The sequence below is a fragment of the Thalassolituus sp. LLYu03 genome, from assembly GCF_050507655.1.
Classification (GTDB): domain Bacteria; phylum Pseudomonadota; class Gammaproteobacteria; order Pseudomonadales; family Oceanobacteraceae; genus Venatoribacter.
Genome location: NZ_CP191496.1, coordinates 2,178,187 through 2,203,465, shown reverse-complemented (window position 1 = coordinate 2,203,465; position 25,279 = coordinate 2,178,187). Strand labels below are relative to the sequence as shown.

The 25,279-nt window shown below is 55.1% G+C and carries 24 protein-coding genes and 1 pseudogene; 10 read left to right on the top strand and 15 right to left on the bottom strand.

Going from position 1 to position 25,279, the window contains the following annotated elements; all coding sequences use genetic code 11:
• Positions 1-134 precede the first annotated feature (134 nt).
• The 8 genes and pseudogenes from ureG to ACQUQU_RS09975 all read right to left on the bottom strand — a co-directional run bounded on the left by ureG (position 135) and on the right by ACQUQU_RS09975 (position 6,860).
• Positions 135-776: an urease accessory protein UreG gene (gene ureG, locus ACQUQU_RS10010; RefSeq protein ID WP_430459538.1), complete on the bottom strand. Its 642-nt coding sequence runs from the start codon at positions 774-776 to the stop codon at positions 135-137.
• A gap of 178 nt (positions 777-954) precedes the next feature.
• The gene (locus tag ACQUQU_RS10005; protein WP_430459537.1) at positions 955-1,680 is read right to left on the bottom strand and encodes an urease accessory protein UreF; all 726 of its coding nucleotides are present in this window, start codon (positions 1,678-1,680) and stop codon (positions 955-957) included.
• Between the two features lie 151 nt (positions 1,681-1,831).
• Positions 1,832-2,272: pseudogene (gene ureE / locus ACQUQU_RS10000) on the bottom strand (urease accessory protein UreE); the annotation flags it as partial.
• 10 nt (positions 2,273-2,282) lie between these two features.
• Positions 2,283-4,001 (bottom strand): urease subunit alpha, encoded by a 1,719-nt coding sequence (gene ureC, locus ACQUQU_RS09995; protein ID WP_430459536.1) that lies wholly within the window; start codon positions 3,999-4,001, stop codon positions 2,283-2,285.
• Between the two features lie 10 nt (positions 4,002-4,011).
• Positions 4,012-4,317 (bottom strand): urease subunit beta, encoded by a 306-nt coding sequence (locus ACQUQU_RS09990; protein ID WP_430459535.1) that lies wholly within the window; start codon positions 4,315-4,317, stop codon positions 4,012-4,014.
• A gap of 141 nt (positions 4,318-4,458) precedes the next feature.
• Positions 4,459-4,761: an urease subunit gamma gene (locus ACQUQU_RS09985; RefSeq protein ID WP_430459534.1), complete on the bottom strand. Its 303-nt coding sequence runs from the start codon at positions 4,759-4,761 to the stop codon at positions 4,459-4,461.
• Positions 4,762-4,821: 60 nt separating this feature from the next.
• Positions 4,822-5,601: an urease accessory protein UreD gene (locus ACQUQU_RS09980; RefSeq protein ID WP_430459533.1), complete on the bottom strand. Its 780-nt coding sequence runs from the start codon at positions 5,599-5,601 to the stop codon at positions 4,822-4,824.
• Between the two features lie 278 nt (positions 5,602-5,879).
• Positions 5,880-6,860: an integron integrase gene (locus ACQUQU_RS09975; protein ID WP_430459532.1), complete on the bottom strand. Its 981-nt coding sequence runs from the start codon at positions 6,858-6,860 to the stop codon at positions 5,880-5,882.
• 330 nt (positions 6,861-7,190) lie between these two features.
• Here ACQUQU_RS09975 and ACQUQU_RS09970 point away from each other — a divergent pair, with 330 nt between their 5' ends.
• Positions 7,191-7,538, top strand: a complete 348-nt coding sequence (locus tag ACQUQU_RS09970; RefSeq protein ID WP_430459531.1) for a hypothetical protein — start codon at positions 7,191-7,193, stop codon at positions 7,536-7,538.
• Between the two features lie 48 nt (positions 7,539-7,586).
• On the opposite strand, the gene ACQUQU_RS09965 is transcribed toward ACQUQU_RS09970, so the two are convergent.
• A complete protein-coding gene (locus tag ACQUQU_RS09965) occupies positions 7,587-8,264 on the bottom strand; it encodes an RluA family pseudouridine synthase (RefSeq protein WP_430459530.1) in 678 nt (225 codons plus the stop codon).
• A gap of 388 nt (positions 8,265-8,652) precedes the next feature.
• Between ACQUQU_RS09965 and ACQUQU_RS09960 the strand changes: the two genes are divergently transcribed.
• A complete protein-coding gene (locus ACQUQU_RS09960; protein WP_430459529.1) occupies positions 8,653-9,495 on the top strand; it encodes a hypothetical protein in 843 nt (280 codons plus the stop codon).
• 73 nt (positions 9,496-9,568) lie between these two features.
• Here ACQUQU_RS09960 and metG read toward each other — a convergent pair whose 3' ends face one another.
• From metG to ACQUQU_RS09945, 3 genes are all read right to left on the bottom strand, one after another.
• On the bottom strand, positions 9,569-11,677 hold the full coding sequence (gene metG, locus ACQUQU_RS09955; protein ID WP_430459528.1) for a methionine--tRNA ligase: 2,109 nt from the start codon (positions 11,675-11,677) through the stop codon (positions 9,569-9,571).
• Positions 11,678-11,853: 176 nt separating this feature from the next.
• Complete coding sequence (locus tag ACQUQU_RS09950) at positions 11,854-13,140, bottom strand: HlyC/CorC family transporter (RefSeq protein WP_430459527.1); 1,287 nt, start codon at positions 13,138-13,140, stop codon at positions 11,854-11,856.
• 239 nt (positions 13,141-13,379) lie between these two features.
• Entirely contained in the window at positions 13,380-14,183 is an 804-nt protein-coding gene (locus ACQUQU_RS09945; RefSeq protein WP_430459526.1) for a cytochrome C assembly family protein, read from the bottom strand.
• A gap of 150 nt (positions 14,184-14,333) precedes the next feature.
• On the opposite strand from ACQUQU_RS09945, the gene ffh reads away from it, so the two are divergent.
• The 4 genes from ffh to ACQUQU_RS09925 all read left to right on the top strand — a co-directional run bounded on the left by ffh (position 14,334) and on the right by ACQUQU_RS09925 (position 18,087).
• On the top strand, positions 14,334-15,743 hold the full coding sequence (gene ffh, locus ACQUQU_RS09940) for a signal recognition particle protein (protein ID WP_430459525.1): 1,410 nt from the start codon (positions 14,334-14,336) through the stop codon (positions 15,741-15,743).
• A 71-nt stretch (positions 15,744-15,814) separates the two neighbouring features.
• Positions 15,815-16,309 (top strand): TIGR00645 family protein, encoded by a 495-nt coding sequence (locus tag ACQUQU_RS09935; RefSeq protein WP_430459524.1) that lies wholly within the window; start codon positions 15,815-15,817, stop codon positions 16,307-16,309.
• A gap of 127 nt (positions 16,310-16,436) precedes the next feature.
• Complete coding sequence (locus tag ACQUQU_RS09930) at positions 16,437-17,549, top strand: ABC transporter substrate-binding protein (protein WP_430459523.1); 1,113 nt, start codon at positions 16,437-16,439, stop codon at positions 17,547-17,549.
• Between the two features lie 109 nt (positions 17,550-17,658).
• Positions 17,659-18,087, top strand: a complete 429-nt coding sequence (locus ACQUQU_RS09925; protein WP_430459522.1) for a secondary thiamine-phosphate synthase enzyme YjbQ — start codon at positions 17,659-17,661, stop codon at positions 18,085-18,087.
• Positions 18,088-18,174: 87 nt separating this feature from the next.
• On the opposite strand, the gene ACQUQU_RS09920 is transcribed toward ACQUQU_RS09925, so the two are convergent.
• Positions 18,175-18,891 carry a hypothetical protein gene (locus ACQUQU_RS09920; RefSeq protein ID WP_430459521.1) on the bottom strand — a complete coding sequence of 239 codons (717 nt, stop codon included), beginning with the start codon at positions 18,889-18,891 and terminating at the stop codon, positions 18,175-18,177.
• A gap of 43 nt (positions 18,892-18,934) precedes the next feature.
• Between ACQUQU_RS09920 and ACQUQU_RS09915 the strand changes: the two genes are divergently transcribed.
• Positions 18,935-19,534 (top strand): outer membrane beta-barrel protein, encoded by a 600-nt coding sequence (locus ACQUQU_RS09915; protein WP_430459520.1) that lies wholly within the window; start codon positions 18,935-18,937, stop codon positions 19,532-19,534.
• Positions 19,535-19,745: 211 nt separating this feature from the next.
• Positions 19,746-20,849, top strand: coding sequence for a PilT/PilU family type 4a pilus ATPase (locus ACQUQU_RS09910; RefSeq protein ID WP_430459519.1), 1,104 nt, complete (start codon positions 19,746-19,748; stop codon positions 20,847-20,849).
• A gap of 9 nt (positions 20,850-20,858) precedes the next feature.
• Here the strand turns inward: ACQUQU_RS09910 and ACQUQU_RS09905 are convergent, their stop codons facing one another.
• Positions 20,859-21,446 carry a lysophospholipid acyltransferase family protein gene (locus ACQUQU_RS09905; RefSeq protein ID WP_430459518.1) on the bottom strand — a complete coding sequence of 196 codons (588 nt, stop codon included), beginning with the start codon at positions 21,444-21,446 and terminating at the stop codon, positions 20,859-20,861.
• Positions 21,447-21,696: 250 nt separating this feature from the next.
• Here ACQUQU_RS09905 and ACQUQU_RS09900 point away from each other — a divergent pair, with 250 nt between their 5' ends.
• A complete protein-coding gene (locus ACQUQU_RS09900; protein WP_430463035.1) occupies positions 21,697-23,043 on the top strand; it encodes a Na+/H+ antiporter NhaC family protein in 1,347 nt (448 codons plus the stop codon).
• A gap of 20 nt (positions 23,044-23,063) precedes the next feature.
• Complete coding sequence (locus tag ACQUQU_RS09895) at positions 23,064-23,993, top strand: bestrophin family protein (protein ID WP_430459517.1); 930 nt, start codon at positions 23,064-23,066, stop codon at positions 23,991-23,993.
• 89 nt (positions 23,994-24,082) lie between these two features.
• Here the strand turns inward: ACQUQU_RS09895 and ACQUQU_RS09890 are convergent, their stop codons facing one another.
• Positions 24,083-25,216, bottom strand: coding sequence for an NADH:flavin oxidoreductase (locus ACQUQU_RS09890; protein WP_430459516.1), 1,134 nt, complete (start codon positions 25,214-25,216; stop codon positions 24,083-24,085).
• Positions 25,217-25,279 lie beyond the last annotated feature (63 nt).

Here is a 25,279-nt window from a genome sequence, read left to right as displayed (position 1 = left end):
ATCCGACATTCATCTGAGCGTTATGAGCGCCGCTGAGGCAAGGCAAAAACAGCTGAGGGAGCGGAGTGTAGTTTTCCTACATGAGCATCCCGAAGGTATTTTTAACGCCGCATCAGCAAGCGCAATAGCTCAGATCAGACGACCGCTTGTGCTGGTGGCATAGCTTTCTGCTCCAGCATCCCTTCCGTCACAATAAAACGAATAATATCGTCCAGACCTTCTGCCTTTTTCAGGTTAGAAAACACAAACTGGCGTTCGCCACGCATTTTCTTGGCATCGCGGTCCATCACACCCAGATCGGCGCCTACCAGAGGGGCCAGATCGGTTTTATTAATCACCAGCAGGTCAGAACGGGTAATGCCCGGGCCGCCTTTACGCGGAATTTTGTCGCCGGCGGATACGTCGATCACGTAAATGGTCAGGTCGGATAACTCCGGGCTGAACGTGGCGCTCAGGTTATCACCGCCGCTTTCCACAAAAATCAGATCCAGACCTTCGTGACGTTTCATCAGCTCATCAATGGCAGCGAGATTCATGGACGCATCTTCACGGATGGCGGTGTGCGGACAACCACCGGTTTCCACGCCCATAATGCGGTCAGCCGGCAGGGCTTCATTGCGGGTCAGAAATTCCGCGTCTTCTTTGGTGTAAATATCGTTGGTGACTACAGCGACGTTGTAGTGATCGCGCATGGCGGTGCACAGCGAACGCAGCAGGGCGGTTTTACCGGAACCTACCGGGCCGCCGACACCGACGCGCAGAGTTTGTTTTTTCATGTCTTTTGTCTCCGGAAATTCTGTTTTCTGTCTGTAAATTCGTGCAGCTTCAGCCGTAATGATGGCGTTATTGAGGACGTTATGACGCGGCAAAAATAAGCGAAAGAGCGCAGTGTAGTCAGCCTACATGAGCATCCTGAGCTTATTTTTAACAACGTCAGAACAACGCAAATAGCCATCATGAGCGAAAAAGCCGGGTGTACTGAGTCTCATGTTTCGCACTGGCAATCGCCAGCATGGGCAACGAACCACCGATATCCGCTTCATCCACATCGTTTGCTGTGGTTATGGTCTGCGGAATCAGCGTCTGCAAATCACTTAATAATTGCTGCGCCTGGGTTTGTCCCAGCGGCACCAGTTTCGTGGCGGCGGCAATCTGGTTTTCCAGCCAGGCGAACGTCAGGCCCGTTGCCGCAGCGTGGAACGGAATCTGCCAATGCACAGCAGGCCAGGCGTATAAAGCCACAAAGCTGACATCGCCTTCGGCGTTTCTGGCGTAGGCCGGTAAGGGTACGTCCAGACTTTTTAACAGACGCACCAGAGCTTCGCCCATGGCGGTATCGGTTAAACGCAACTCGCGGGTTTCGCGGCTGGCCAGAATTAAATCGTTCCATTCGCCCCAGCGCTGTTCATCCGCCGCAGCGGCTGCCTGCATGGCGCCTTTTAAAACCGGTAAATCAATCAGTGCCTGAGTTTCGTGCAGTTGCAGCGCAATCCACTCACGGGTTTGCGCCATATTGCAGACCCAGCCTTTTTCCACGGCGTATTCCAGCCCCTGCGAAAAGGCGAAACCGCCCACCGGCAGGCTGACGCTGGACAGCTGCAGCAGGCGCAGCAGTCCGGGTGTGGTCAGGGCGCTCAGCGCATCAGTGGTCATGATGCCCGTCGCCGTGCGAATGGCCATGGGAATGACCGTGTTTATGATCGTGCCCGTGATCATGGTTGTGCGAATGGCCGTGCCCATGATCATGTGCATGGTCGTGCGAGTGTCCCTGCCCATGATCATGTGAATGGCTATGCGAATGCCCATGATCGTGTGCATGATCATGATCCGCATGATGGTGATGACCACCGGCATAAGCACCGGATTCCGGCACAAACACCGCCTGTTCGTGGCTGACGATCAGGCCCAGCTGGTGCAGCATATCTTCCAGCACATGGTCGGGTTTAATGCGCAGCCAGCGTTCACCCACTTCCACTTTTACGTGGCGGTTACCCAGGTGATAACAGGCCTTGGCGAAGGTATTCCAGTTGTCGCAGCTGGCGTGAGCAACGTCTTCTACAGCACCTTCCACGCGCACAATACGACCGTCGCTGGCTTTTAAATATTCGCCGACAATTAATGGCTTACCACGCTCCAGAAACAGACGTACTTCTTCGCCGTCGGTACTGGTCAGGCGCAGGCGGCCGCGGTCGCGTTTTTCATAATCCACCACCACAGTGCAGTACACTGGGTCGTGGCAATGCGTGCCCAAACGCTCATACACTTCAAGCATAAGGCTTTCCTTAAAACAGGTTATACAGTTGTGCCAGTGGCAGTTCAGTGGCTGGCTCACAGGTCAGCAATTCACCGTCGGCGCGCACTTCATAAGTTTGCGGATCGACAGTCACCACCGGCATCCAGTCGTTCAGGATCATATCGGCCTTGGTGATATTGCGGGTATTTTTACAGGCCGACAGATTGCGTTTAATGCCGTATTTTTCGCCGATGTTATTGTTCAGCGCCGCTTCCGACACAAAGGTCACACAGGTTGCTGCGGTGGCTTTGCCATAGGCGCCGAACATCATGCGGTAATGCACAGGTTGTGGCGTTGGAATGGAGGCATTCGGGTCGCCCATAGGCGCTGCCGCAATCATGCCGCCTTTTAAAATCATGCTAGGCTTGGCACCAAAAAACGCCGGTTTCCACAGCACCAGATCCGCCAGTTTGCCTTTTTCAATGGAACCCACTTCGTGGGAAATACCATGGGTAATGGCCGGGTTAATGGTGTATTTGGCAATGTAGCGACGGGCACGGAAGTTATCGGCGCCAATGCTTTCGTCTTCTTTTAACAGACCAAACTGCACTTTCATTTTGTGTGCGGTCTGCCAGGTGCGGGTGACCACTTCGCCGACACGGCCCATGGCCTGTGAGTCGGAAGAAATCATACTGAAGGCGCCACGGTCGTGGAAAATATCTTCAGCGGCGATGGTTTCTTTACGGATACGGGAATCTGCAAAGGCCACGTCTTCCGGAATGGAGCTGTCGAGATGGTGACACACCATCAGCATATCCAGGTGCTCGTCCACGGTATTGCGCGTGTACGGGCGCGTCGGGTTGGTGGACGACGGCAATACGTTCGGGTAAGCACAGGCGCGGATAATATCCGGCGCGTGACCGCCACCGGCACCTTCGGTGTGATAGGTGTGAATAACGCGGCCTTTAAAAGCACCAATGGTGTCATCCACAAAACCCGATTCGTTCAGGGTGTCGGTGTGAATCGCCACCTGCACGTCGTATTTTTCAGCCACGCTTAAGCAGCAATCAATGGAGGCCGGAGTAGTACCCCAGTCCTCGTGCAGTTTTAAACCGCAGGCACCGGCTTCCAGTTGTTCTTCCAGTCCGACTGGCAGACTGGCGTTGCCTTTACCGAGAAAACCAAAGTTCATTGGCATATCGTCGGTGGATTGCAGCATTTTTTCGATGTACCACGGGCCTGAAGTACAGGTGGTGGCGTTGGTGCCCGTGGCCGGACCTGTACCACCGCCGATCATGGTGGTAACACCGCTCATTAAGGCTTCTTCTACCTGCTGTGGGCAGATAAAGTGAATGTGCGCATCAATGCCGCCGGCGGTCAGAATTGAACCCTCACCGGCAATGACTTCGGTACCAGGGCCAATAATAATGTCGATATTATCCTGCACGTCCGGGTTACCGGCTTTACCCACGGCAAAAATACGGCCGTTTTTAACGCCGACGTCGGCTTTCACAATGCCCCAGTGATCAAGCACCACGGCATTGGTAATCACCAGATCCACGGTTTCGGCGCAGCTGCGCTGGCTCTGACCCATGCCATCACGGATCACTTTACCGCCACCGAATTTCACTTCGTCGCCGTAGGTGGTGAAGTCTTTTTCGATCTGAATAATGATTTCGGTATCGCCCAGACGCACTTTGTCGCCCGTGGTCGGGCCAAACATCTGCGCGTAAGAGGTTCTGTCCATGGTTTTATTGCTGGTGGTCATCATTCGCTCCTTACAGTTTGCCCATGACATCGCCACGGAAACCGTAGACGGTGCGGTCGCCAGCGTAGGCCACCAGTTCTACTTCACGTCCCTGACCCGGTTCAAAACGAACCGCCGTACCAGAGGCAATATTCAGACGGAAACCACGGGTTTTTTCGCGCTCGAACGACAGCGCCGGATTGGTTTCGTAAAAATGGTAATGCGACCCCACCTGTACCGGCCGGTCGCCGGTATTTTCCACGCGCAGGGTGATGGTCTCTCGGCCTTCGTTTAATACGATGTCGCCGCTGCCGACGAAAATTTCACCTGGAATCATAATCTTGCTCCTTTTATTCAGTAAAAACGTCATGAGCGACAGAAGGGCAAGGCAAAGGCTGATGAGATAGCGCAGTGTATAACCGGATACATGAGCCTATCGAAGAAGCCTTTAACGCCGCGATTCTGAGCGCAATCGTTTTTACACAATGGGTTCGTGAACTGTGACCAGCTTGGTCCCATCCGGGAAGGTCGCTTCCACCTGCACTTCGTGAATTAGTTCCGGCACGCCCGGCATGACCTGATCAGCACTGAGCAGGGTTTTGCCATAGCTCATTAATTCGGCCACGGTTTTACCATCGCGCGCACCTTCCATAATTTCCATGGTGATGTAAGCCATGGCTTCCGGGTAGTTCAGTTTCAGACCACGGTTCAGGCGGCGCTCGGCCAGCAGGGCGGCGGTAAAAATCAGCAGTTTATCTTTTTCGCGTGGCAGCAGTTCCATCGGGCACCCTCGTAAAATCGGTTTCGGTCAACATCGGTTAAAAACAATTATTCAATAAGGTCAGGTCGCCCAGATGCGTGGTGGGCACGCCGGACGGTCGAGCAGCAAAGGGCGGATTTCTGCCCAGGCTTTGGTTAATAAGTGACGGGCGCGTTCGCTGCAGTCGGTTAAAGTGCGCAGCGTTAAAAACGCACCGTTCAGGCTGACGCCGGCCAATGTGTCGTCGCACAGGGCCTGCAATCTGGCCATGGTGTCTTCATCGATTGGCTGGCTGAAGGGGCCTGCGACCATCAAACCGTGCACCGGCAGGCCTTTAAAACCAGCGCGGGCGGTTAATAATTCCATATTATCCGGATGCAGATTCAGGCGCTCGTTCAGCAGCAGGCGGCCATCTTTATAAATGCGCAGGCCTTGTTTTAAGGTGGTGTCGGCACCGTCGTGATTTAACGTCTGGCGGTTAGCCGGTAAACCCAGACTGGTAATTTCCCAGCCAATAAAGCGGGCATCGCCGTGCAGATCGACCCGGGTTTCCAGTTGCGCACGCGACGACGGAAACAAAATGGTCTCCAGTGGCATCCACTCCAGCGACGAACCCGCTTCAACGGTTAAATTCACCAGTTGTTTTTGCAGCAGACGGTCGGGGCGGGCGCGGTACACACGGCCGGCGCCCGGCGTGGTGACCAGAGTGCCGGCACCTGCGCTGCTGGTGACATGAATGGTGAGGGTATCGCCCGACACCATGCCACCGGGTGGGTGCAGCAGATAAATGTGCGCGCAGTCCGGCCCTTCCGGGTAAAACGGCTTCTGCACATAGAGGGGGCCAACATGTTCGGATTGCACCAATCTGGTGCCTCTTGGTGTTTTGCGTGCCACTAATTGAAGCATCGCGTTCCAGCGTGGTGCATCGCAGTGAGCGCTAACCAGCGGCTGAACCGGTAAATTCAAGCCCAATCTCCTCTTCGCTGCCGCAAGAAAGGGCGGCAGGCCGTTAAATACGGCAAAGACTAAGCAAGTGGGATACCAGTTTGACTGCTTGGTCAGGTTTGTGTGATGTATTGGTGGTCATTGCGTGTGAGTTGGGGCGGCAGGGTTTTGTGACGGAGCTGCTATTGGAGCTGTCAGTGGAGCTGGTGATAGTACCGGATGGCATCCAACGGGCTTGCCGTGCCAGCGAAGTGCTGACCAATAACATGGGTGTAGATTTGGGTTGTCTTCACATCAAAATGCCCCAGTAATTCCTGCACTGTGCGGATGTCCCGGCCAGCGCGTAAAAGCTCGGTGGCGAAACTGTGACGGAAGGTATGGTAGGTTATTCGTTTTGAACTCAGACCGGCATCCTGAACCGCCTGCTTTAGTGCTTTGCGTGGCACTGAGTCATGCAAATGATGGCGGCACATCACTTTTGTGTAAGGGTGAGTGCAAACGGTTGCCGATGGGAAGGCAAACATCCACGCAGGTTGCCGATAAGCAGACGGGTATTTTTTGCCGAGAGCACCGGGAATGGATGGACCAATGCCTTGTTGATTGTCACTCGTCTGCAGAGCAAGCGCTCTTTCGAAAAACTCATCGCACAAAGGTTTCAGGCTTTGTGGCAGTATTGTGACCCGATCTTTTCCGCCCTTGCCGTCGAATACAGTGAGTGATCCATTGGAAAAATCAAAATCTTTAATGCGCAAACGAAGGCATTCGGATATACGCAGTCCGCAACCGAATAACAGCGAGAATATGAGCTGGTCGCGTTTATCACAGACGCTCAGAATCTTCCCCACTTCGGCAGGTGACAGTACCGTGGGGAAGTGCCGGGGGCGTGTGGCAAAGGTAAAGCCGATATCTCCCAGTGGCTGGTTCAGGTACTTGTTGTACAGAAAGGCCAGAGCATTCAGTGCGATCTTCTGGGTATTAATGGCAACGTCCCTGCGGTTAGCAAGAAAGCTGAGGAACATCACAACATGATCTGGCCCCAGGCTGACGGGGTGCTGTAAGCGGTGAAAGCGTATATAGAACCTGATCCAGTAAATATAGGTATGTTCCGTGCGGATGCTGTAGCCGTGGAGGCGCATGAATTCACGCACGTCTGTCAGAAACTTGCTCTTTGCCATCCTGACCTCCGAATGTAAAGTGATACTGTTTATGTATACAGTATATTTCTGGATTTTCAAGAAATCGGGCACGCTTTACATTCGTGCTTGCTCGTTTTGTCAGCGGGTAGTAATGTAAACGTCAGATTAATCAATAGCTTACAATCTTGGTTTACAAGTTTATGTGCGCGACCTGCTGGAAATAACAGGCGTGCGCGTTTTTCTGGTAGGGACTTTGGGGTTATGGAAGATTTCTCAGGCTGTTCAATACGTTACGTGGGGTTTCTCGAAAGAGTCCCTCGGGATAAGTGCGCACGCACACTAATAAGCTGTTATGCATAGGAAGCTAAATTGAAAAATTTCACTATCGGATTGCTGTATATACTTGGACTCTTACTTATCGTTATAGGTTGTCCAATTCTTATTTATCGCGCAATTATTTTCTCTCAATTAAGCGGAAGTATCATCGGCGCTGTCGTTGGTATTTTACTTGCTGTTTTTTCAGTCAAAAAAATGTATCTATATCTTACACAATCGGCTCTGGATGCATTGGAAGAAGATGTAGCTCTCAATTGGAAAACACCTCTTATACTGATTGGTGGTGGCTTGGTAGGCACATTTATATCGATTTACATGGCTGGCCTTAGTGTTACTGGTTTTATAGCCTATGCAATAGGCTTGGTTACAGGAAATGCATAACAAGGCGCTCAAGCTTTGGACGTGCTTCGCACGCCGCTTAGCTTGGCGTTACTCCAGCCCCCATTCATTCTTTTCATCCCAGCTCACCATACTGCCGTCCGGGTGCTGAAACGCCAGTCCACAGGCGTGCAGCATCAGACGCGGTGTGGCATTAAGCGCTTGTTCATGCGCGTATAAATCACAGCCTAAAATCGGATGGCCGATGGATTTTAAATGCAGGCGCAGCTGGTGCTGGCGGCCGGTTTCCGGCGTCAGTAACAGCAGGGTGCGGTTGCTTTCTGCGTTACGCTCAATCACCTGAAAGCGGGTGAGTGAGGCTTTGCCTTCGTCGTAATCGATTTTACAGCGCGGGCGGTCATTCCAGTCTTTGGCGATGGGCATATTTATATCGCCCTGATCCTGTTCAACCATTCCCCATACCACGGCCTGATACGTTTTCTGCATCTGGCGGTCGCGGATTTGCTGCGACAGCACCTGACGTGCGCGTTCGGAGCGGGCGACTACCAGCAGGCCTGAGGTGTCCAGATCAAGCCGATGCACGATCACCGCTTCGGGGTAGTCCGGTAGCAGACGGGTTATCACCGAGTCGCTATTCTCTGGGCCACGGCCGGGTACTGTGTAGAGAAACGCCGGTTTATTGACCACGATCAGGTCGTCGTCCACATGCAGAATCTGCAGAGGTTCGTTGCAGCGTGGGGCTATGTAGTAAGAAGGGGTATCAGACAAGGGCGTGGCTCTGTGTTCGTGCAGGGGCATTAGCGATCGCAGGCGTCATTATGGCTTCAGAACTGACCGGTGGCTACGGGCTCTTTGTCGCTTGGAAATTTGCCACGGGTGCTGATTCTGACGATACCTTCACCCACGGGTGGCGCTTCCGTCGTTAAACCGGCATGGGTTTGTCAGCCAAGTGGAATGCTGCCGTTTGGAGAACGGCAGCATTTATAACTCTTTCTATCGGATACAGAGAAATCTTATTTCCATTTATTAATGGGTGCTGGCGTCTGGCTGTGGTGCTCGTTGGCGCACTCGCCTTTATACAAACTTCAACTAGTCTACTAGGACGAAATGTATCAATACCACTGCGCAACCCCTACCGACTAGTTGAAAGGTCATTATGAATAAACTCATTCTTCTGGTGTTCAGCGCCTTAACGCTGACTGGCTGTTTTGGCACTGACGATTCATCCACGCCGGCTACGACGTCGGATGAAACCTGTGACGATGTTTCCCTTGGGCAAGCCCGGCGTGATGCGGCCTTTCTTGCTGCGCTGAATGTGAATCTGTCACACAATCAGGCGCTGGGTGTCTGGAAGTTTGTTGTGAGTGATGGGCAGCCGCTGACGGTTACCATGGATGTGCCGGACGACAAAGACTATCAGATGGCGCTTTTCGACACTAACGGCAATAAGCTGGCTTGTTCTGATAACGCAGGCCTTGGTGTCGGGGAGCAGATGGAGTATGAGGTCGACAACCTCACTATGGTCTGGCTGAAAATCTGGACATCCGAATCCCCGAGCAGCTCGGTTGCGGTCGCACGGATCTCTACTCCGGTGATTAGTGTGCCTGTCGACGTCAGTGAGCTTGAACCCAACGATACTCCTGCCACGGCGCAGGAAATCGGCGTTGCTCATAGTCTGATAGCAGGATCCGTTGATTATGATGACTCCGATGCAGATGACTATTTCGTGGTGTCTGTCACAGAGGGGGATGTCGTGACCGTAACCGGAGAAGCGGACAGCGGCTTTACGGGGTTGCTCTATGTCTCTGTGACCGACGATGAAAGCAATGTTCTCTCAGAGGGTGAAAACGAGCTGACGCATGAATTTACCAGCGAGGCCCTTAGCGCTTCGCTGACGTATACCGTGCCCGCCTCGGTATCTGAGGTTTTTGTCTGGATAGCCGGGGTGCTCGGTGCCGCTGACTACGAAGTAGAAATTCAGGTTCAGAGCCCCGAATAATTCCGGTCACTGAAAAGCAAAAAGCCGGCTTGTCAGCCGGCTTTTTGTTTTTCACGCGGAACCTGAATCTGGCTTACATCACGCGCATACCCGGCTGTGCGCCGTCGTGCGGCTCCAGCAGGAAGATATCTTCACCGCCCGGACCAGCTGCCAGCACCATGCCTTCAGACATGCCGAATTTCATTTTGCGTGGTGCCAGGTTGGCGACCATCACGGTCAGTTTGCCGTTCAGGTCTTCCGGTTTGTAGGCGGATTTAATACCAGAGAAGACATTGCGGGTTTCGCCGTTACCGATATCCAGGGTCAGTTGCAGCAGTTTTTCCGCGCCTTCCACGTGTTCGGCTTTGACGATACGCGCAATGCGCAGATCGACTTTAGCAAAGTCCGGAAATTCGATGGTGTCGGCAATCACTTCGTTACCGTCTTCGCGCAGAGCTGGGCCCTTGGCCTTTTCCTTTTTCTCGGCTTTTTTCTCAGCGGCTTTGGCTGCCGGTGCTTCGCTGACCACAGGTGTGCCCATTTCTTTTGCCAGCTCTGCCTTGGTTTCTTCCAGAATGGCAGTCACTTTGTCCATTTCAGCACGGGCCAGCATTGGCTCGAACTTGTTGATGGTGTGAGCCAGCAGTGGTGTGCGGCGCGCTTCCCAGTCGAGTGAATCCACATTGAGGAAGGCCTGGGTTTTTTCGGCAATTTCCGGCAGCACCGGGGCCAGATAAGTTACCAGCTGACGGAACAGGTTAAGGGCAACGGTGCACACTTCCTGTACTTCCTGCTGGCGGCCTTCTTCTTTGTTCATCGCCCACGGGGCTTTTTCCTGAATGTATTCGTTGGCGCGGTCGGCCAGAGCCATGATTTCTTTCATGGCGCGGCCAAATTCGCGCGCTTCGTAATAGTCGGCAATCTGCTCGCCGGCGTTAACGAAGTCAGCCAGCATTTCGGGTTCAGCACAGGTGCTGCTCAGTTGGCCGCCGGCTTTGAATACGAAGTTGGCGGTACGCGAGGCGATGTTCACCAGTTTGTTGACCAGATCGGCGTTGACACGCAGCACAAAGTCTTCGAGGTTCAGGTCGAAGTCGTCGACGCTGGAACTCAGTTTGGCCGCGAAGTAGTAGCGCAGGTAGGTCGGATTCAGGTGATTGAGGAAGGTACGCGCCTTAATAAAGGTGCCGCGAGACTTCGACATTTTGGCGCCGTTAACGGTCACAAAACCGTGCGCATTCACCGCCGTTGGCGTGCGGTATTCCGCCGCAGTCAGCATGGATGGCCAGAACAGGGCGTGGAAATTGATGATGTCCTTGCCGATAAAATGATACAGCTCGGCGGTGGAATCCTTTTTCCAGAATTCGTTAAAGTCGATATCGCCGCGCTTGTCACACAGGTTTTTAAAGCTGGCCATGTAGCCGATCGGTGCGTCCAGCCACACGTAGAAATATTTGCCCGGTGCATCCGGAATTTCGAAACCGAAGTACGGCGCATCGCGGGAAATGTCCCATTCCTGCAGACCGGAATCCAGCCACTCGGCCAGTTTGTTGGCCACTTCATCCTGCAGGGTGCCGGAGCGGGTCCACTCTTTCAGGAACTGCTGGAAATCCGGCAATTTAAAGAAATAGTGCTCAGATTCTTTTTCTACCGGAGTCGCGCCGGAAATGGTGGAGAACGGATTTTTCAGTTCCACCGGGGTGTAGGTGGCACCACAGACTTCGCAGTTGTCGCCGTATTGATCGGCAGCACCGCATTTCGGGCATTCGCCTTTGATGTAGCGGTCTGCCAGAAACAGCTCTTTTACCGGGTCGTACAGCTGCTTGATTTTGCGCACGGCAATATGGCCTTTGTCGCGGCAGGCTTTGTAGATTTCTTCCGACAGCAGGCGGTTTTCTTCGCTGTGGGTGCTGTGGAAGTTGTCGAACCCTACGTGGAAGGCGGCGAAGTCGGCTTCGTGTTCGGCTTTAACGCGGGCGATCTGTTCTTCGGCGCTGATGCCTTCTTTTTCGGCGCGCAGCATGATGGCGGTGCCGTGGGCGTCGTCAGCACACACGTAGTAACACTCGTGGCCACGGGATTTCTGGAAGCGTACCCAGATATCGGTCTGGATGTATTCCAGCATGTGCCCCATATGGATGGAACCGTTGGCATACGGCAGGGCGCTGGTTACAAGAATTTTACGAGTGTTCGGTGCGGTCATGACAATTCGCTACGGGTTGCTCTATGGAAGGGCGGCATTGTAGCGATTTTTGTGTCAGGCGGCGACCGTCAGCCGGGTTCGGCTGGCGCAGAGGCTGTGCCGGGAATTCAAGGTGCTGTGCGCAAGAAAGGCAGGTAAGACAGACGGGCCGAGCCCGTCTGCCGGGTGCTGCAGTATCAGTCCGGGTAGCGGAAGTTCGGGTCGATGGTGAACTTGGCAGCGCGGATGATGTTGTCTTTGATCTGCAGGATTTCGATGCGGTATTCGCCCATACGCAGACACACAGGCGCTTCCGGAATGTGCTCCAGGAATTCCACGATCAGGCCGCTGATGGTTTTCGGGCCATCGGTCGGCAGGCTCCACTTCATGGTCTTGTTCACGTCGCGCACATAGGCGGCGCCGTCGACGATGAAGCTGCCGTCTTCCTGCGGATGCACGTCCGGCGAGGCGGCAGCGACCACGTCGGTGGTGAACTCGCCGACGATTTCCTCAAGGATATCCTCGAGGGTACAGATACCTTCGATGTCGCCGTATTCGTCCACCACCAGCGCGATGCGGCGCTTGTTCTTCTGGAAGTTGAACAGCTGGGTGTGCAGCGGGGTGCTTTCCGGAATGAAGTACGGCTCGCGCGCGACTTTCTCAATCTCTTCTTTCAGCAGTTCACCCGAGTTGAGGAAGCGGCTGATGTTGCGTGTGTGCAGCACGCCCACCACGTTGTTGATGTCGCCACGGTAGACAGGCAGACGGGTGTGCTGGGTGGTGCGCAGCTGCTGCAGTATGTTGCTCAGGTCGTCGTCGAGGTCGAGGCCGACAATCTCGTTACGCGGCACCATGATGTCGTTCACGGTCATTTTCTCGAGGTCGAGAATACTGATCAGCATGTGCTGGTGACGTTTGGGGATCATGGAGCCGGCTTCACGCACAATGGTGCGCAGCTCTTCGGTACTGAGGTTGTCCGGGGTGGTGCTGTTTACATCCACGCGGATCATGCGCAGCAGGCCGTTGGCGATGGTGTTTACAAACCACACGAACGGGTGCAGCAGCCACTGAATGCCCTGCAGCAGGCCGCTGACCGGAAACGCAATTTTTTCAGGCGCAATGGCGGCCAGCGTTTTCGGGGTTAGTTCGGCGAAAATCAGAACGATCAGGGTGAACAGAATGGTGTTCACGAATACGGCGAGATCGGGGTTATCGGGCCACAGGCGCTGACTGATGATGGTGGCAAGTGCCGCTGCGGCAAAGTTAACCAGGTTGTTACCGGTCAGAATGGTGCCGATCAGGCGGTCTGGTTTTTCCAGCAGTTTGGACGCGCGCATGGCGCCTTTGTGCTTGCTCTTGGCCAGATGACGTAACCGGTAGCGGTTTAACGACATCATGCCGGTTTCCGAGCTGGAGAAGAATCCGGAGAAGATGATTAAAAGAACGAGTATGCCGAATAGCACACTTAAGGGAACGTCGCTCAAAGACGGGGTCCTGTAAAAACTAACACCCCGCCATCATAGGGCGGTGTGACGGGGTGTCAACTCCATGCGCTGGCCGTGGCCCTATGATGGAGCACACCTGGCAATGGCACAGGGCCAGACGACCGGGTGTCAACACCATGCCGGGCGTGTGGACACAGGATCGCCCGGTGTTTGTTCGCAGAGTCAGCCAAAGGAACAGAAAAAGTGGCGTTTCATGGCCATGCTGACAGCGCGCAGCCTCAGGCCGCGCGGTGCAGCAGGATCTCCAGCACGAATTTGGAGCCGAAGTACGACAGCACCAGAAAGCCGGTACCGATCAGGGTCCAGCGGCTGGCCGTAATGCCGCGCCAGCCGAAGCGGTAACGGCCGGTGAGCAGGATGGCGAACACCAGCCAGCCAATGCTGGCAAACACCACCTTGTGAATCAGGTGCTGGCCCTTCAGATCAGACACAAACGGCCAGCCGATGGCGAACGCCGCGGTCAGCAGAATCATGCCCAGCCAGATCATTTCAAACAGCAGCAAATCCATGGTCTGCAGGGGCGGCAGGGCCTGCACTATGCCCTTGGTCTGACGCTTTTTAAGGGCCAGATCCTGCAGATACAGCAGCACCGACTGCACGGCGGCGATGGTGAATACGGCGTAGGCCAGAATCGACAGCAGAATGTGCCAGGCCAGACCGTAGCTTAAATGTGGAAGCGGGTAGTACTCGCCGTCGATGGCGGCGCACAGCACCACGGCCGCCGCCATCGGCAGCAGGCCGATCAGCAGGTTGTCGACCGGCTTGCGCCAGCTGGAAAACAGGATCAGCAGCACCATCACCCAGCTGATCAGTGAGCCCACTTCGAACATGGCGAAGTTGATGTTCTCGCGTCCGAGCATGCTGACGCCGATGTAACCCAGATGCAGCAGGGCACCGATCATGGTGCAGGTGAGCACGGTCAGACGAGACAACGGCAGACGGCCGGTCACGGCCTGCCACTGGCGCAGGGCGGCGAACAGATAGAAAGCAGCAACAGGAAGGGCTAATACAAATGACAGCATGACGATCCCTCGGAAAACTGCCGCAGTTTCGCACATGCTCATGGCCGGTAAAAGTGTGGAAATGGTCAGCACCTGTCAGGAAGGTTGGGGAGTTATGACGCACACGGTATACTGCGGCGAAATTTTGAATCCGGTTTTGAGTTATCCACGATGTTTGAGAGCCTTACCGACCGCCTTGGCCGTGCCCTTAAGAGCATTACCGGCCAGGCCAGACTGACCGAAGACAACATTAAAGACACCGTACGCGAAGTGCGTATGGCGCTGCTGGAGGCCGACGTGGCCCTGCCGGTGGTGAAAGCCTTCACCGAACAGGTGAAAGAGCGCGCCATCGGTACCGAAGTGCTGAAGAGTCTGAACCCGGGTCAGGTGTTCCTGAAGATCGTCCATGAAGAACTGATGAAGGTCATGGGCGAGGCCAACGAGAAACTGAATCTCGCCACCCAGCCGCCGGCCATTGTGCTGATGGCGGGTCTGCAGGGTGCCGGTAAGACCACCACAGTGGGTAAGCTGGCCAAGTACCTGCACGAGCGCGAAAAGAAAAAGGTGATGGTGGTTTCCGCTGACGTTTACCGTCCGGCGGCCATCAAACAGCTGGAAACCCTGGCCAACGACGTCGGCGCGCTGTTCTTCCCGTCCAGCCCGGATCAGAAACCGCTGGATATCGCCCGTGGCGCCATTGATGCCGCCAGGCGTGCGGCGGCGGACGTACTGCTGGTGGATACCGCCGGTCGTCTGGCCGTTGACGATGAAATGATGGACGAGATCAAAGCGCTGCACGCTGCGATCAAGCCGATTGAAACCCTGTTCGTGGTCGACGCCATGACAGGTCAGGATGCCGCCAATACCGCCCGCGCCTTTAACGAAGCCCTGCCGCTGACCGGTGTGGTGCTGACCAAGGCCGACGGTGATGCCCGTGGTGGTGCGGCACTGTCGGTGCGTCACATCACCGGCAAGCCGATCAAGTTCATGGGTATGGGTGAAAAAACCGATGCGCTGGAACCATTCCATCCGGATCGTGTGGCGTCCCGTATTCTCGACCTGGGTGACGTGCTGTCGCTGATCGAGCAGGCCGAGCGCACCATCGACAAAGAAAAAGCCGACAAGCTGGCGAAGAAGATCAAAACCGGTAAAGGCTTTGACCTTGAGGATTTCCTCGACCAGATCCAGCAGATGAAAAACATGGGCGGCTTGACCTCCATGCTGGAAAAACTGCCGGGTATGGGCAATCTGGGGCAGATGGCCAAGCAGACTGACGCTGCCGAGAAACAGTTCAAGCAGATGGAAGCCATTATTTTCTCGATGACGCGCGAAGAGCGTCACTTCCCGGACAAAATCAACGGCTCGCGTAAGAAGCGTATTGCGGCCGGTTCCGGCACTCAGATTCAGGACGTCAACCGCGTACTGAAACAGCATTCGCAAATGCAGAAAATGATGAAGAAAGTGACCGCCAAAGGTGGCATGCGCAAGATGATGCGCGCCATGGGCTCTATGGGTGGTCCGGGCGGCCCGTTCGGTGGTGGTGGCGGTCCGTTTGGCGGCGGTATGCCGCCGATGCGCTGAACACATCACACAGACGAGCGGGTTTTTAACCCGCTTTTCTTTAGCCAATTGTTAACATTCAAAGGTTTTTTATGCTGGAAAAAATGTTCGAACGCATCATGTACGCATCACGCTGGATCATGGCGCCTATTTATCTGGGCATGAGCCTGCTGCTGATTCTGCTGGCGATTAAATTCTTTCAGGAAGTGTTTCACATTATGCCGGGTATTCTCGGCACCGCCGAGGTGGACCTGGTGCTGGTGGTGCTGTCGTTAATCGACATCACGCTGGTGGGCGGCCTGATTGTGATGGTGATGTTCTCGGGCTATGAGAACTTTGTGTCCAAGCTGGATGTGGACGGCGACAGCGAAAAACTGGGCTGGCTGGGCAAGCTCGACGCCGGCAGCCTGAAAAATAAAGTGGCGGCCTCAATCGTGGCGATTTCGTCCATTCACCTGCTGAAGGTGTTTATGAATGTGGCAGCCATCGATAACGAAAAAATCATGTGGTACGTGATCATTCACCTGACCTTCGTGCTGTCGGCGTTCGCCATGGGCTATCTCGACAAACTGACCCGCCACCACTGAGGCACTGGTCAGCACCTGCCGGACCGGCGATCCGCTGGTCCACTTTGTCTATCCCTAAAGGGATATGTTTTCCACTCAGGCAAGCCCCCGATAATCCGCTGCAATACCGATTTCAGTGGAGAATATTATGGTCGCCTGGCGTATGTCCCGGCTGCTGGTTGCGTGTCTGGTATTGTGGACAGGCAGCTCAGCGTGGGCGGGTGAAACCCTGCGGGTTCTGAACTGGGGCGACTATATCGACCCGGATGTCATCAAAGAATTTGAACAGAAAAATAACGTAACCGTCGAATACGTGGAATATAACAGCGTCGACGAATTCGGAACCTTATTTTTTAATCCCAAAAATCAGTACGACGTTATCTTTCCTGCCTCGCGTATCGTGCGCCGTCTGGCCGAGGCCAATCTGATCCGGCCGCTGGATACCTCAAAATTGCCGGATTACCGCAATCTGCGCAGTGACATCATGGCCGAATACAATCAGCAGGACACCGGCGGTGTGCACGGCATTCCCTACATGTGGGGCACCACCGGCATGGGCGTGAATAAAGCGGAGATGCAGCGTCTGGGTATTGCCGAAAAAGAACACACCTGGGCGCTGCTGTTTAACAGCGAGCTGCGCAGCAAAGTGGCGTCCTGCGGTATTGCGCTGCTGAACGAGCGCGATGAAATCTTCGCCGCGGCACTGCGCTATTTGGGTTATTCCGTGAATACGCAGGACGAAGCCCAGATTGATCAGGCCGGTGAGCTGATTAAAGAAGCGCTGGCGGATGTGAAATACCTGCACACCACGCAGTATCGTGACGATCTGAAGGCGCACAAGGTGTGTCTGGTGGTGGGTTATTCCGGCGATATTCTCGGCGAAATCGACGGTGACGAAGCGCTGACCTACGTCATTCCCGACGAAGGTGCCGCCATGTGGATCGATATTATGTCCATCCCGGCCAACAGCCAGCACACAGAAATGGCCTACCGCTTTGTGCGCTTTATGATGGAAGCTCAGATTGCCGCGCGTAATTCCAGCTATCTGGCGTATCCGACCGCCATGCAGAGTGCGTTGCCGTACGTCGATAAAGATGTGCTCGACACGCCGGTGGTGTATCCGTCGGTGGCGGTACTCGGCAAACTGGAAGCCATGAAACCCCTCGAACGCCATACCAATACCCGCATGCACCGCCTGTGGGTGAAAGCCATGTGCTCGGGCCGCAGCTGGTGTTCGGTGCCAATGAAGTCCTTCTTTTAAACGCATTTCTTTTTTGTGCGTTTCGTGAGTCCGTCGCCGGGTCTGTATGACCCGGGTCGTCTGATACGCCGCCCGGCGCTACAATAGCCCTTCCGCTGGAGGGGCCAATATGTGGATACAGAAAGAACTCCGTCTTAAACCGCGCACCCGCGGTTTTCACCTGATCACCGACGAGATAGTGCGTCAGCTGCCGGAGCTTCAGCAGTTTGCTGTTGGACTGGTGCATATTTTTATTCAGCACACCTCAGCGTCGCTGACCATCAATGAAAACGCGGACCCGACCGTGCGTGCGGATTTCGAATCTGTGTTTAACCGTCTGGTGCCGGAAGATCAGCCGTTTTATCAGCACACGCTGGAAGGCAGTGACGATTTACCCGCCCACATTAAATCCAGTTTATTAGGCCCCTCGCTGACCATACCGCTGACAGCCGGCCGTCTGAACCTTGGCACCTGGCAGGGCATTTATCTGTGCGAGCACCGAGATCATGGCGGCAGCCGCCGTCTGCTGATAACGCTGAATGGTGAGGCCGCACGCTGAAATCGCCAGAAAATATCAGGATGACCTTCGCTGTGTCGGTTCATCCTGATATTTTTATGAGGGCAGAAGCCGTCTGGCGTAGGAAGACTATTGAATGATCACAGAGCGCGGTGCGCTGACGATACTGGCAATAAAAGAGCCTCCGGCAAAGGCGCTGCTGATATGGCCGCTGAGTTCTTTCTGCAGGCGAATAACCAGTGTGCAAGGTAAATTGCTGATGTCCGCAGTGTCGAGTGCGTAGGACTTTACACCGGATTCCAGTTCAAAAAACTCACCGTATGGCTCGCCTGAAAGGGAATATCCGCAACCTGACAGATAAAACCCGGTTGCAGACTCATTGTTCTGATCATCCCACAGCAGATTGATAGATTCGCCAGCATTGTAAACCTCGTCGTCCAAAGGACTGTTGAGTGTGGGGAAGACATCGATGGTGAGACTCGCGGTTTGTTGCTGCCAGAGTTCGTGGTTTACGCTGACGTAGACGCTTGTGTTATCAGCGATGCTGCCATCCAGCTGCAGCTGCTTTTTGCAGATTGTGACCAGGGTTCCGTTGCAGATCTCAACGGTCTGAGCCTGATTGCCGTGGCTGTCCATCAGGGTGTGGCGCTCCAGTTTTACAACTTGACGATCATTACCGGCAAAATATTGTGGCTGTGTCACGCTGACGGAATCGGGTGTTATTTCCGCGCTTATACTCTGAAAAATTACCTGCGCCGGATAGACCGTCGCTGATTTTTCGCTACCGCCACAGGCCGTTAACAGAACTGACATAAATACGGCGCAGACTCCGGCGTTCCTTTTCATAGTAATAACTTCCTTTATAAATGATGCGATCAGGGATTGTAGAATGCATTCATTAAAGAAAATTGACGGACGGGTGCTTCTTTTATTGGGAGCCTTGTCTGCGCAGCCCGTATTTGCCGTTCCGGCTGCTTCTCACCCGCTGCAACCAGAAACGCGTCTGTATCTGATGCCGCTGGGCAGCACCAATACCTACAATTCGGATGATCAGCCTGGTACCGGAGGCAAGGAAAACGCATCGTTTGCGGTGTATGCCGATTATCGGCTGTGGCGAAACCTTGGCATGCGCGGTGGTTACAGCCGCTGGCTTAATCGCTCAGACCGTTATTGCTCGCCGATGGATGCACAGCAATGTGTTGACTGGGATAAGACACTCAGCAGCTGGTTTCTGGGGCCGCAAATAGAGTGGCGTTCTATGCACGAGCGCGCCGGTATTAATCTGTTCTGGGGGTATAACTGGAGTCAGTACGACACCAATCTGGGTGATCAGTCAGGGCAGGATACTCTTGTTATGTTGTCGCTTAACGTCAGGCTGACACAGGATGTTGGGCTTGATTACTCCTACGTGTCGGGCTTTGCCCGCGAACTCGACGACTCGGCCATGCGCTATCGCGCGTCGTTGCTGGGTGTGTCATACAGTTTCTGATGCTGAATACATGCGGTGCAGCCCGGCATGAATTTTCTGGGCATGCTGAGCTGCCACGCACGTGTGTTCTTCCTTCGCGATTGTGCTTTTGCGTCAGCAAACAACCGTTACACGCGCCTGCCCGACTTTTCTGACTCCCGTGCCTATCCTCAGTCAGCCTGAAAGGGGCGCTGACTAGGCTGTGAGAATCACAGACAAGACGGAGTCCTTCATGGATCTGACAGCCTATCTGACGCTGCTGGCCAAGCATGGTGGCTCGGATCTCTATCTTTCTACGGGCGCGCCGCCCTGCGCCAAATTCAACGGCGTGCTGAAAAATCTGCGTCCCGAGCCGCTGAAACCGGGTGAAGTCGAGCAGATGGCTCGGGCGGTGATGGACGCGCAGCAGCAGAAATCGCTGGAACACGATCTGGAACTCAACATGGCGCTGTCGATGTCCGGCATCGGCCGTTTCCGCCTGAACGCCTTTTATCAGCGCAACCAGATTTCGCTGGTGGTGCGCAATATCCGCATGACGGTTCCCAAATTTGAAGAGTTGCGTCTGCCGCCAGTGCTGAAAGATTGCATCATGGCCAAGCGTGGTCTGATTCTGGTCGTCGGTGCGACCGGTTCCGGTAAGTCGACGACGCTTGCGGCGTTAATTGATTACCGCAATGCCAACGCGGCGGGCCACATTATTACCATCGAAGACCCGGTGGAATTTGTGCACCGCCATCAGAAATCCGTGGTGAATCAGCGTGAAGTTGGGGTGGATACGCGCAGTTTTCACGACGCGCTGAAAAATACCCTGCGCCAGGCCCCGGACGTGATTCAGATCGGTGAAATACGCGATCAGGAAACCATGGAGCACGTTTTAAATTACGCAGAAACCGGGCATCTGGTGGTGTCGACCTTACATGCGAACAACGCCAATCAGGCGGTGGACCGCATTCTCAATTTCTTTCCGGAAACCCGTCATCCGCAAATTCTGCAGGACCTGGGCAATAACCTGCTGGCGATCGTATCCCAGCGGCTGGTGCCAGATAAAAGCGGTGGCCGGGTGCCGGCTTTGGAAATTCTGCTGGGCAGCCCACGGGTTAAAGACCTGATTCAGAACGGCAAGCTGGAAGAACTGAAAGAGGCTATGGAAAAGAGCAACAACACAGGCATGCAGAGTTTTGATCAGGCGCTGCTGCAATTGGTAAAAGAGGGGCAGATCGAATCCGAGGTGGCATTGCGCAATGCCGATTCGGCCAACAATCTGCGGGTGGCGATGAAGGTCGGTGGCCAGTCGTCCGCCGGTGGGCTTGAGGGCGTGACGCTGGCCGATATGTGACCGGGCGGTTCAGTGTTGCGCGAACTGATCCGACTTTTTGCCCTGAATGCCGGCGTAATGCTGGCGGATCAGCGGAATATCCACCTCGGCGTTGCCGCTGGTGGTGAAGGTACCAAGGAAGCCACCGCGCTTACGTTTAAAATCGAGAAATCCCATCAGTACCGGTACCTGAGCGCCATGGGCGATGTGGTAAAAGCCGGTTTTCCACTGGTCGACTTTGCTGCGCGTGCCTTCCGGCGGCACGATCAGGAACATCTGCTCACTGGCCTGCATGCTGTCGATGGAGGCCTGCACCATGTTATTGGCTTTCGAACGGTCGACCGGTACGCCGCCCATCCACATCATCAGGCGACGGAAAGGCGGTTTGAAAATACTGTCTTTGCCCATCCAGTAAATCGGCGCTTTCATGGCGAAGGCGATCATCAGGGTGAAGGGCAGATCCCAGTTGCTGGTGTGCGGCGCGGCGATCATCACGCACTTTTTCAGATCCGGCGGAATATCGCCTTCTACTTTCCAGCCGGCCAGACGCAGGGTCAGCAGCGACAGGGCGCGCAGAACAGGGCGGATGACCGGGGTATCGAACATGGTGCGGTGCATGGAGCTCTCTCATGGTAATGGATGGTCGGCTTGCCTCGCTGAAGCCGGGCGGCATCATACCAGTTCAGCGCCGATGAAATTGGTACTGACGTCAAGATAACGCGGGGCAGTTGTGACAGCGCACCGCAGGCCGGTTACGTCGCTACCGCCGCCGGAGTTATGGTGTCATGCTGAATCGTTCTAACCCTGCGGCGCGCCTTCCGTTAGAATGCGCGGCTTTGTGATCACAACCGGGACTTGAACCTTGAGTCTGAATACTGCTTCCGCGCCGTCTGAGCGCACCCCATCGCCTTCACCGTCCGCTGCAGCACTGCTGCCGCTGGGCCTGTTTCTGAGCCTGTTTATCGGTGGCGGTCTGTACTATCAATCGGCGGGCGTCGATTTTGCCTTCTATCAGCTGCCGGCTCCTGTGGCGATTCTGCCGGCCATTGTGCTGGCGTTATTGCTGAGCAAAGGGGCGTTACAGGCCCGTATCGATACCCTGATCCGCGGCTGTGCCGATAATACCCTGATTACCATGGTGCTGATTTTCCTGCTCGCCGGGGCGTTCGCCAGCACCGCCAAAGCCATCGGCGGTGTCGATGCCACGGTGAACTTCGGCCTGAGCCTGATTCCGGCGCCGCTGGTGTTGCCGGGCCTGTTCCTGATGACCGCCTTTATCGCCACCTCCATGGGTACCTCGATGGGTACCATTGCGGCTGTGGCCCCGATAGCCCTGGGCATCAGTGAGGCCACCGACCTGTCGAAGGTACTGACCGTCGGCGCGGTGATGAGCGGCGCCATGTTCGGCGACAACCTGTCGATTATTTCCGACACCACCATCGCCGCGACCCGCACTCAGGGCTGCGATATGCGCGATAAATTCCGCCTGAATTTTAAAATTGCCCTGCCCGCGGCCTTGCTGACGCTGGTGTGGCTGGCGGTGCAGGGCGCGGGCACTCAGGCCGATGCGCCGGCGAATTACGATCTGTGGCTGGTGATTCCGTACGTGGCCGTGCTGGTGCTGGCCCTGAGCGGCATGAACGTGATTCTGGTTCTGTTCACCGGCATTCTGCTGGCCGGCCTGACCGGGCTGTGGCGGGTCGCCGACTACGATGTGGCGCACTGGGCGAAAGATATTTACGCCGGTTACGGCAGCATGCAGGAAATCATGATTCTGTCGATTTTCATCGGCGGTCTGGCGGCACTGATGAAAGACGGCGGTGGTCTGGCCTGGATCGCTCAGCTGGTTGATCGCATCAGCCGCCGTGAGCACAAAAGCGGGGAAGCCCGTCGTGCCGGTGAATTCAGTATTGTCGCCTCGGTGGTGATGGCGAATCTGGCCACGGCCAACAACACCATCGCCATTATTATTTCCGGCAGTCTGGCCAAAGACATTGCCAGCCGTTACGGCGTCGACCCGAAACGCAGCGCCAGCTTGCTCGATATTATGTCGTGCGTGGTACAGGGCGTTATTCCCTATGGCGCGCAAATGTTGCTGGCCGCGTCACTGGCCACCTTGTCGCCGTTGCAGCTGGTGAGCAGCGTAACCTATTGCTGGTTACTGGGACTGGTGGCGCTGGTGTCTGTGGTGATCGGCAAGCCGTCCGGTCGTTAATTTTATACAGCGGAATTTCTATGATCGTCCGTCCCCGCCCGAATGCTGTTGCACTGCTGTTTATTCTGCGAGGTTCTGTCGTGCCCCGCATTACCCCGCATTTACTGGTGCTGGCACTGTTCACGGCGCTGGTGGTGTTTGTGCACGAACAAGCCTGGATTGTGTTGCCGGAATTATCGCTGGCGCCCTTTGCTTTATTGGGTATTGCGCTGTCGATTTTTCTTGGCTTCCGCAATAACGCCGCCTACGACCGCTGGTGGGAAGCGCGTAAACAATGGGGCGAAATGGTGTTCGAAATCCGCAGTCTGGCGCGTTCCAGTGAAACCCTGCTGGCGCGTGAGAGCGAACAGCAGCAGGCGGGCATCTGGCGTCGCCAGCTGTTGCACTGGTGTGCGGCTCACTGCTTTGCCTTAAAAGGCGCTTTGCGCCGCGAAAATGTGGATGCGGATTTAACGCGCTGGCTAGCGGCAGACGATGTGAAGCAGGCGCTCACTCACCAGAATGTGGCAGATTATTGTCTGCGCCGGGCAGGGCGCACGCTCGGTGAACTGTACCGGGCGGGCAAGATCGACGCGGTGGGGTTACGTATTCTCGACGAACATTTAACCCGGCTGTCGGCGGTGCAGGCCGCCTGCGAACGTATTGCCGGCACCCCATTGCCCTTTGCTTATACCTTGCTGACCCACCGTACCGCGTATCTGTACTGCTATTTATTGCCCTTTGCGCTGGTGGCGGCACTCGGCTGGTACGCTGTGCTGTTTACCTTAATTGTGGCGTACACCTTTTTCGGTCTGGATGTGCTGTCGCAGGAAATGGAAGAACCCTTTGGCCGCGAAGCCAACGATTTGCCACTCGATGCGCTGTGCCGGGTGAATGAAATTTCCATCCGCGAGTCGCTGGGTGAAGACGCGCCCAAACCGCTGCAGCCGGTTAAGCACAGGCTGGAATAAACAGCAGGGTGAAAACCGAGGTCTGAATAAACCGCAGACAATAAAAAAGCAGCCAGTGGCTGCTTTTTTATTGCGCGTTAAGTACCGGCTTACACCAGTTGTTTCAGCGCGTCTTTGTTGTAATCGCTGAGCTCGTCGTAACGGCCGGCTTTTACTTTCGGTACCCATTCAGGGTCCTGCAGCAGGGCGCGCCCAACGGCCACCAGTTCGAATTCGCCGTTGGCCATACGCTCGCCCAGCTGATCGATGGACGCCGTGGCAACGCCGGAAGCATCAACCATGTCGCGTTTGTCTTCGTCGATAAAGCTGGCATTCAGGCCCACGGAACCCACGGTAATAACCGGTTTGCCGGTCAGTTTTTTGGTCCAGCCGGCCAGGTTCAGGTCAGAGCCCTCAAATTCTTTTTCCCAGAAACGTCTGGTGGAGCAGTGGAAAATATCCACGCCAGCGTCGACCAGAGGTTGCAGGAAGGCCGCCAGTTCTTCCGGTGTGTTGCACAGACGGGCGTTATAGTCCTGCTGTTTCCACTGGGAGAAACGGAAAATAATCGGAAAATCCGGGCCTACGCGTTTGCGGATGGCGGCCACGATGTCGCAGGCAAAACGGGTTCGGCCAACCAGGTCGCCGCCGTATTCGTCGGTGCGCTGGTTCGATCCTGCCCAGAAGAACTGGTCGATCAGATAACCGTGCGCGCCGTGCACTTCCACCGCATCAAAACCAATGCGTTTTGAATCTTCAGCGGCCTGGGCGAAGGCTTCGATCACTTCAGCGATGTCGTCTTTGCTCATGGCCACACCGTTTTCTACACCCGGACGCACCAGACCGGACGGGCTGTAACCCGGTACGGACGGATCCGGATCGGCGCCTGTATTTTCTTTACGGATAGCGCCTACGTGCCACAGTTGAGGTGCAATTTTGCCGCCTTTGGCGTGCACGGCATCGACCACTTTTTTCCAGCCCGCCAGTGGTGCATCACCGTAAATAAACGGTACACGCGGGTAACCGTTGGACGCCTTGTGATTCACGCAGGTGCCTTCGGTGATGATCAGACCCACTTCATTTTCGGCGCGGCGGGCGTAGTAAGCCACCACCAGATCATTGGGTACGTTGCCCGGGCTGAAGGTACGGGTCATGGGCGCCATAACGATGCGGTTCTTTAAATGCAGCGGGCCCAGATCAATCGGATCGAACAGGGCGCTTACGGCGCTGTGAACGTTGCTCATAATGATTTCCTGTTTCTCTGTTGTTCGTGTGTTTTACGTTGGTTGTTTGTGTCTTGTACGGTT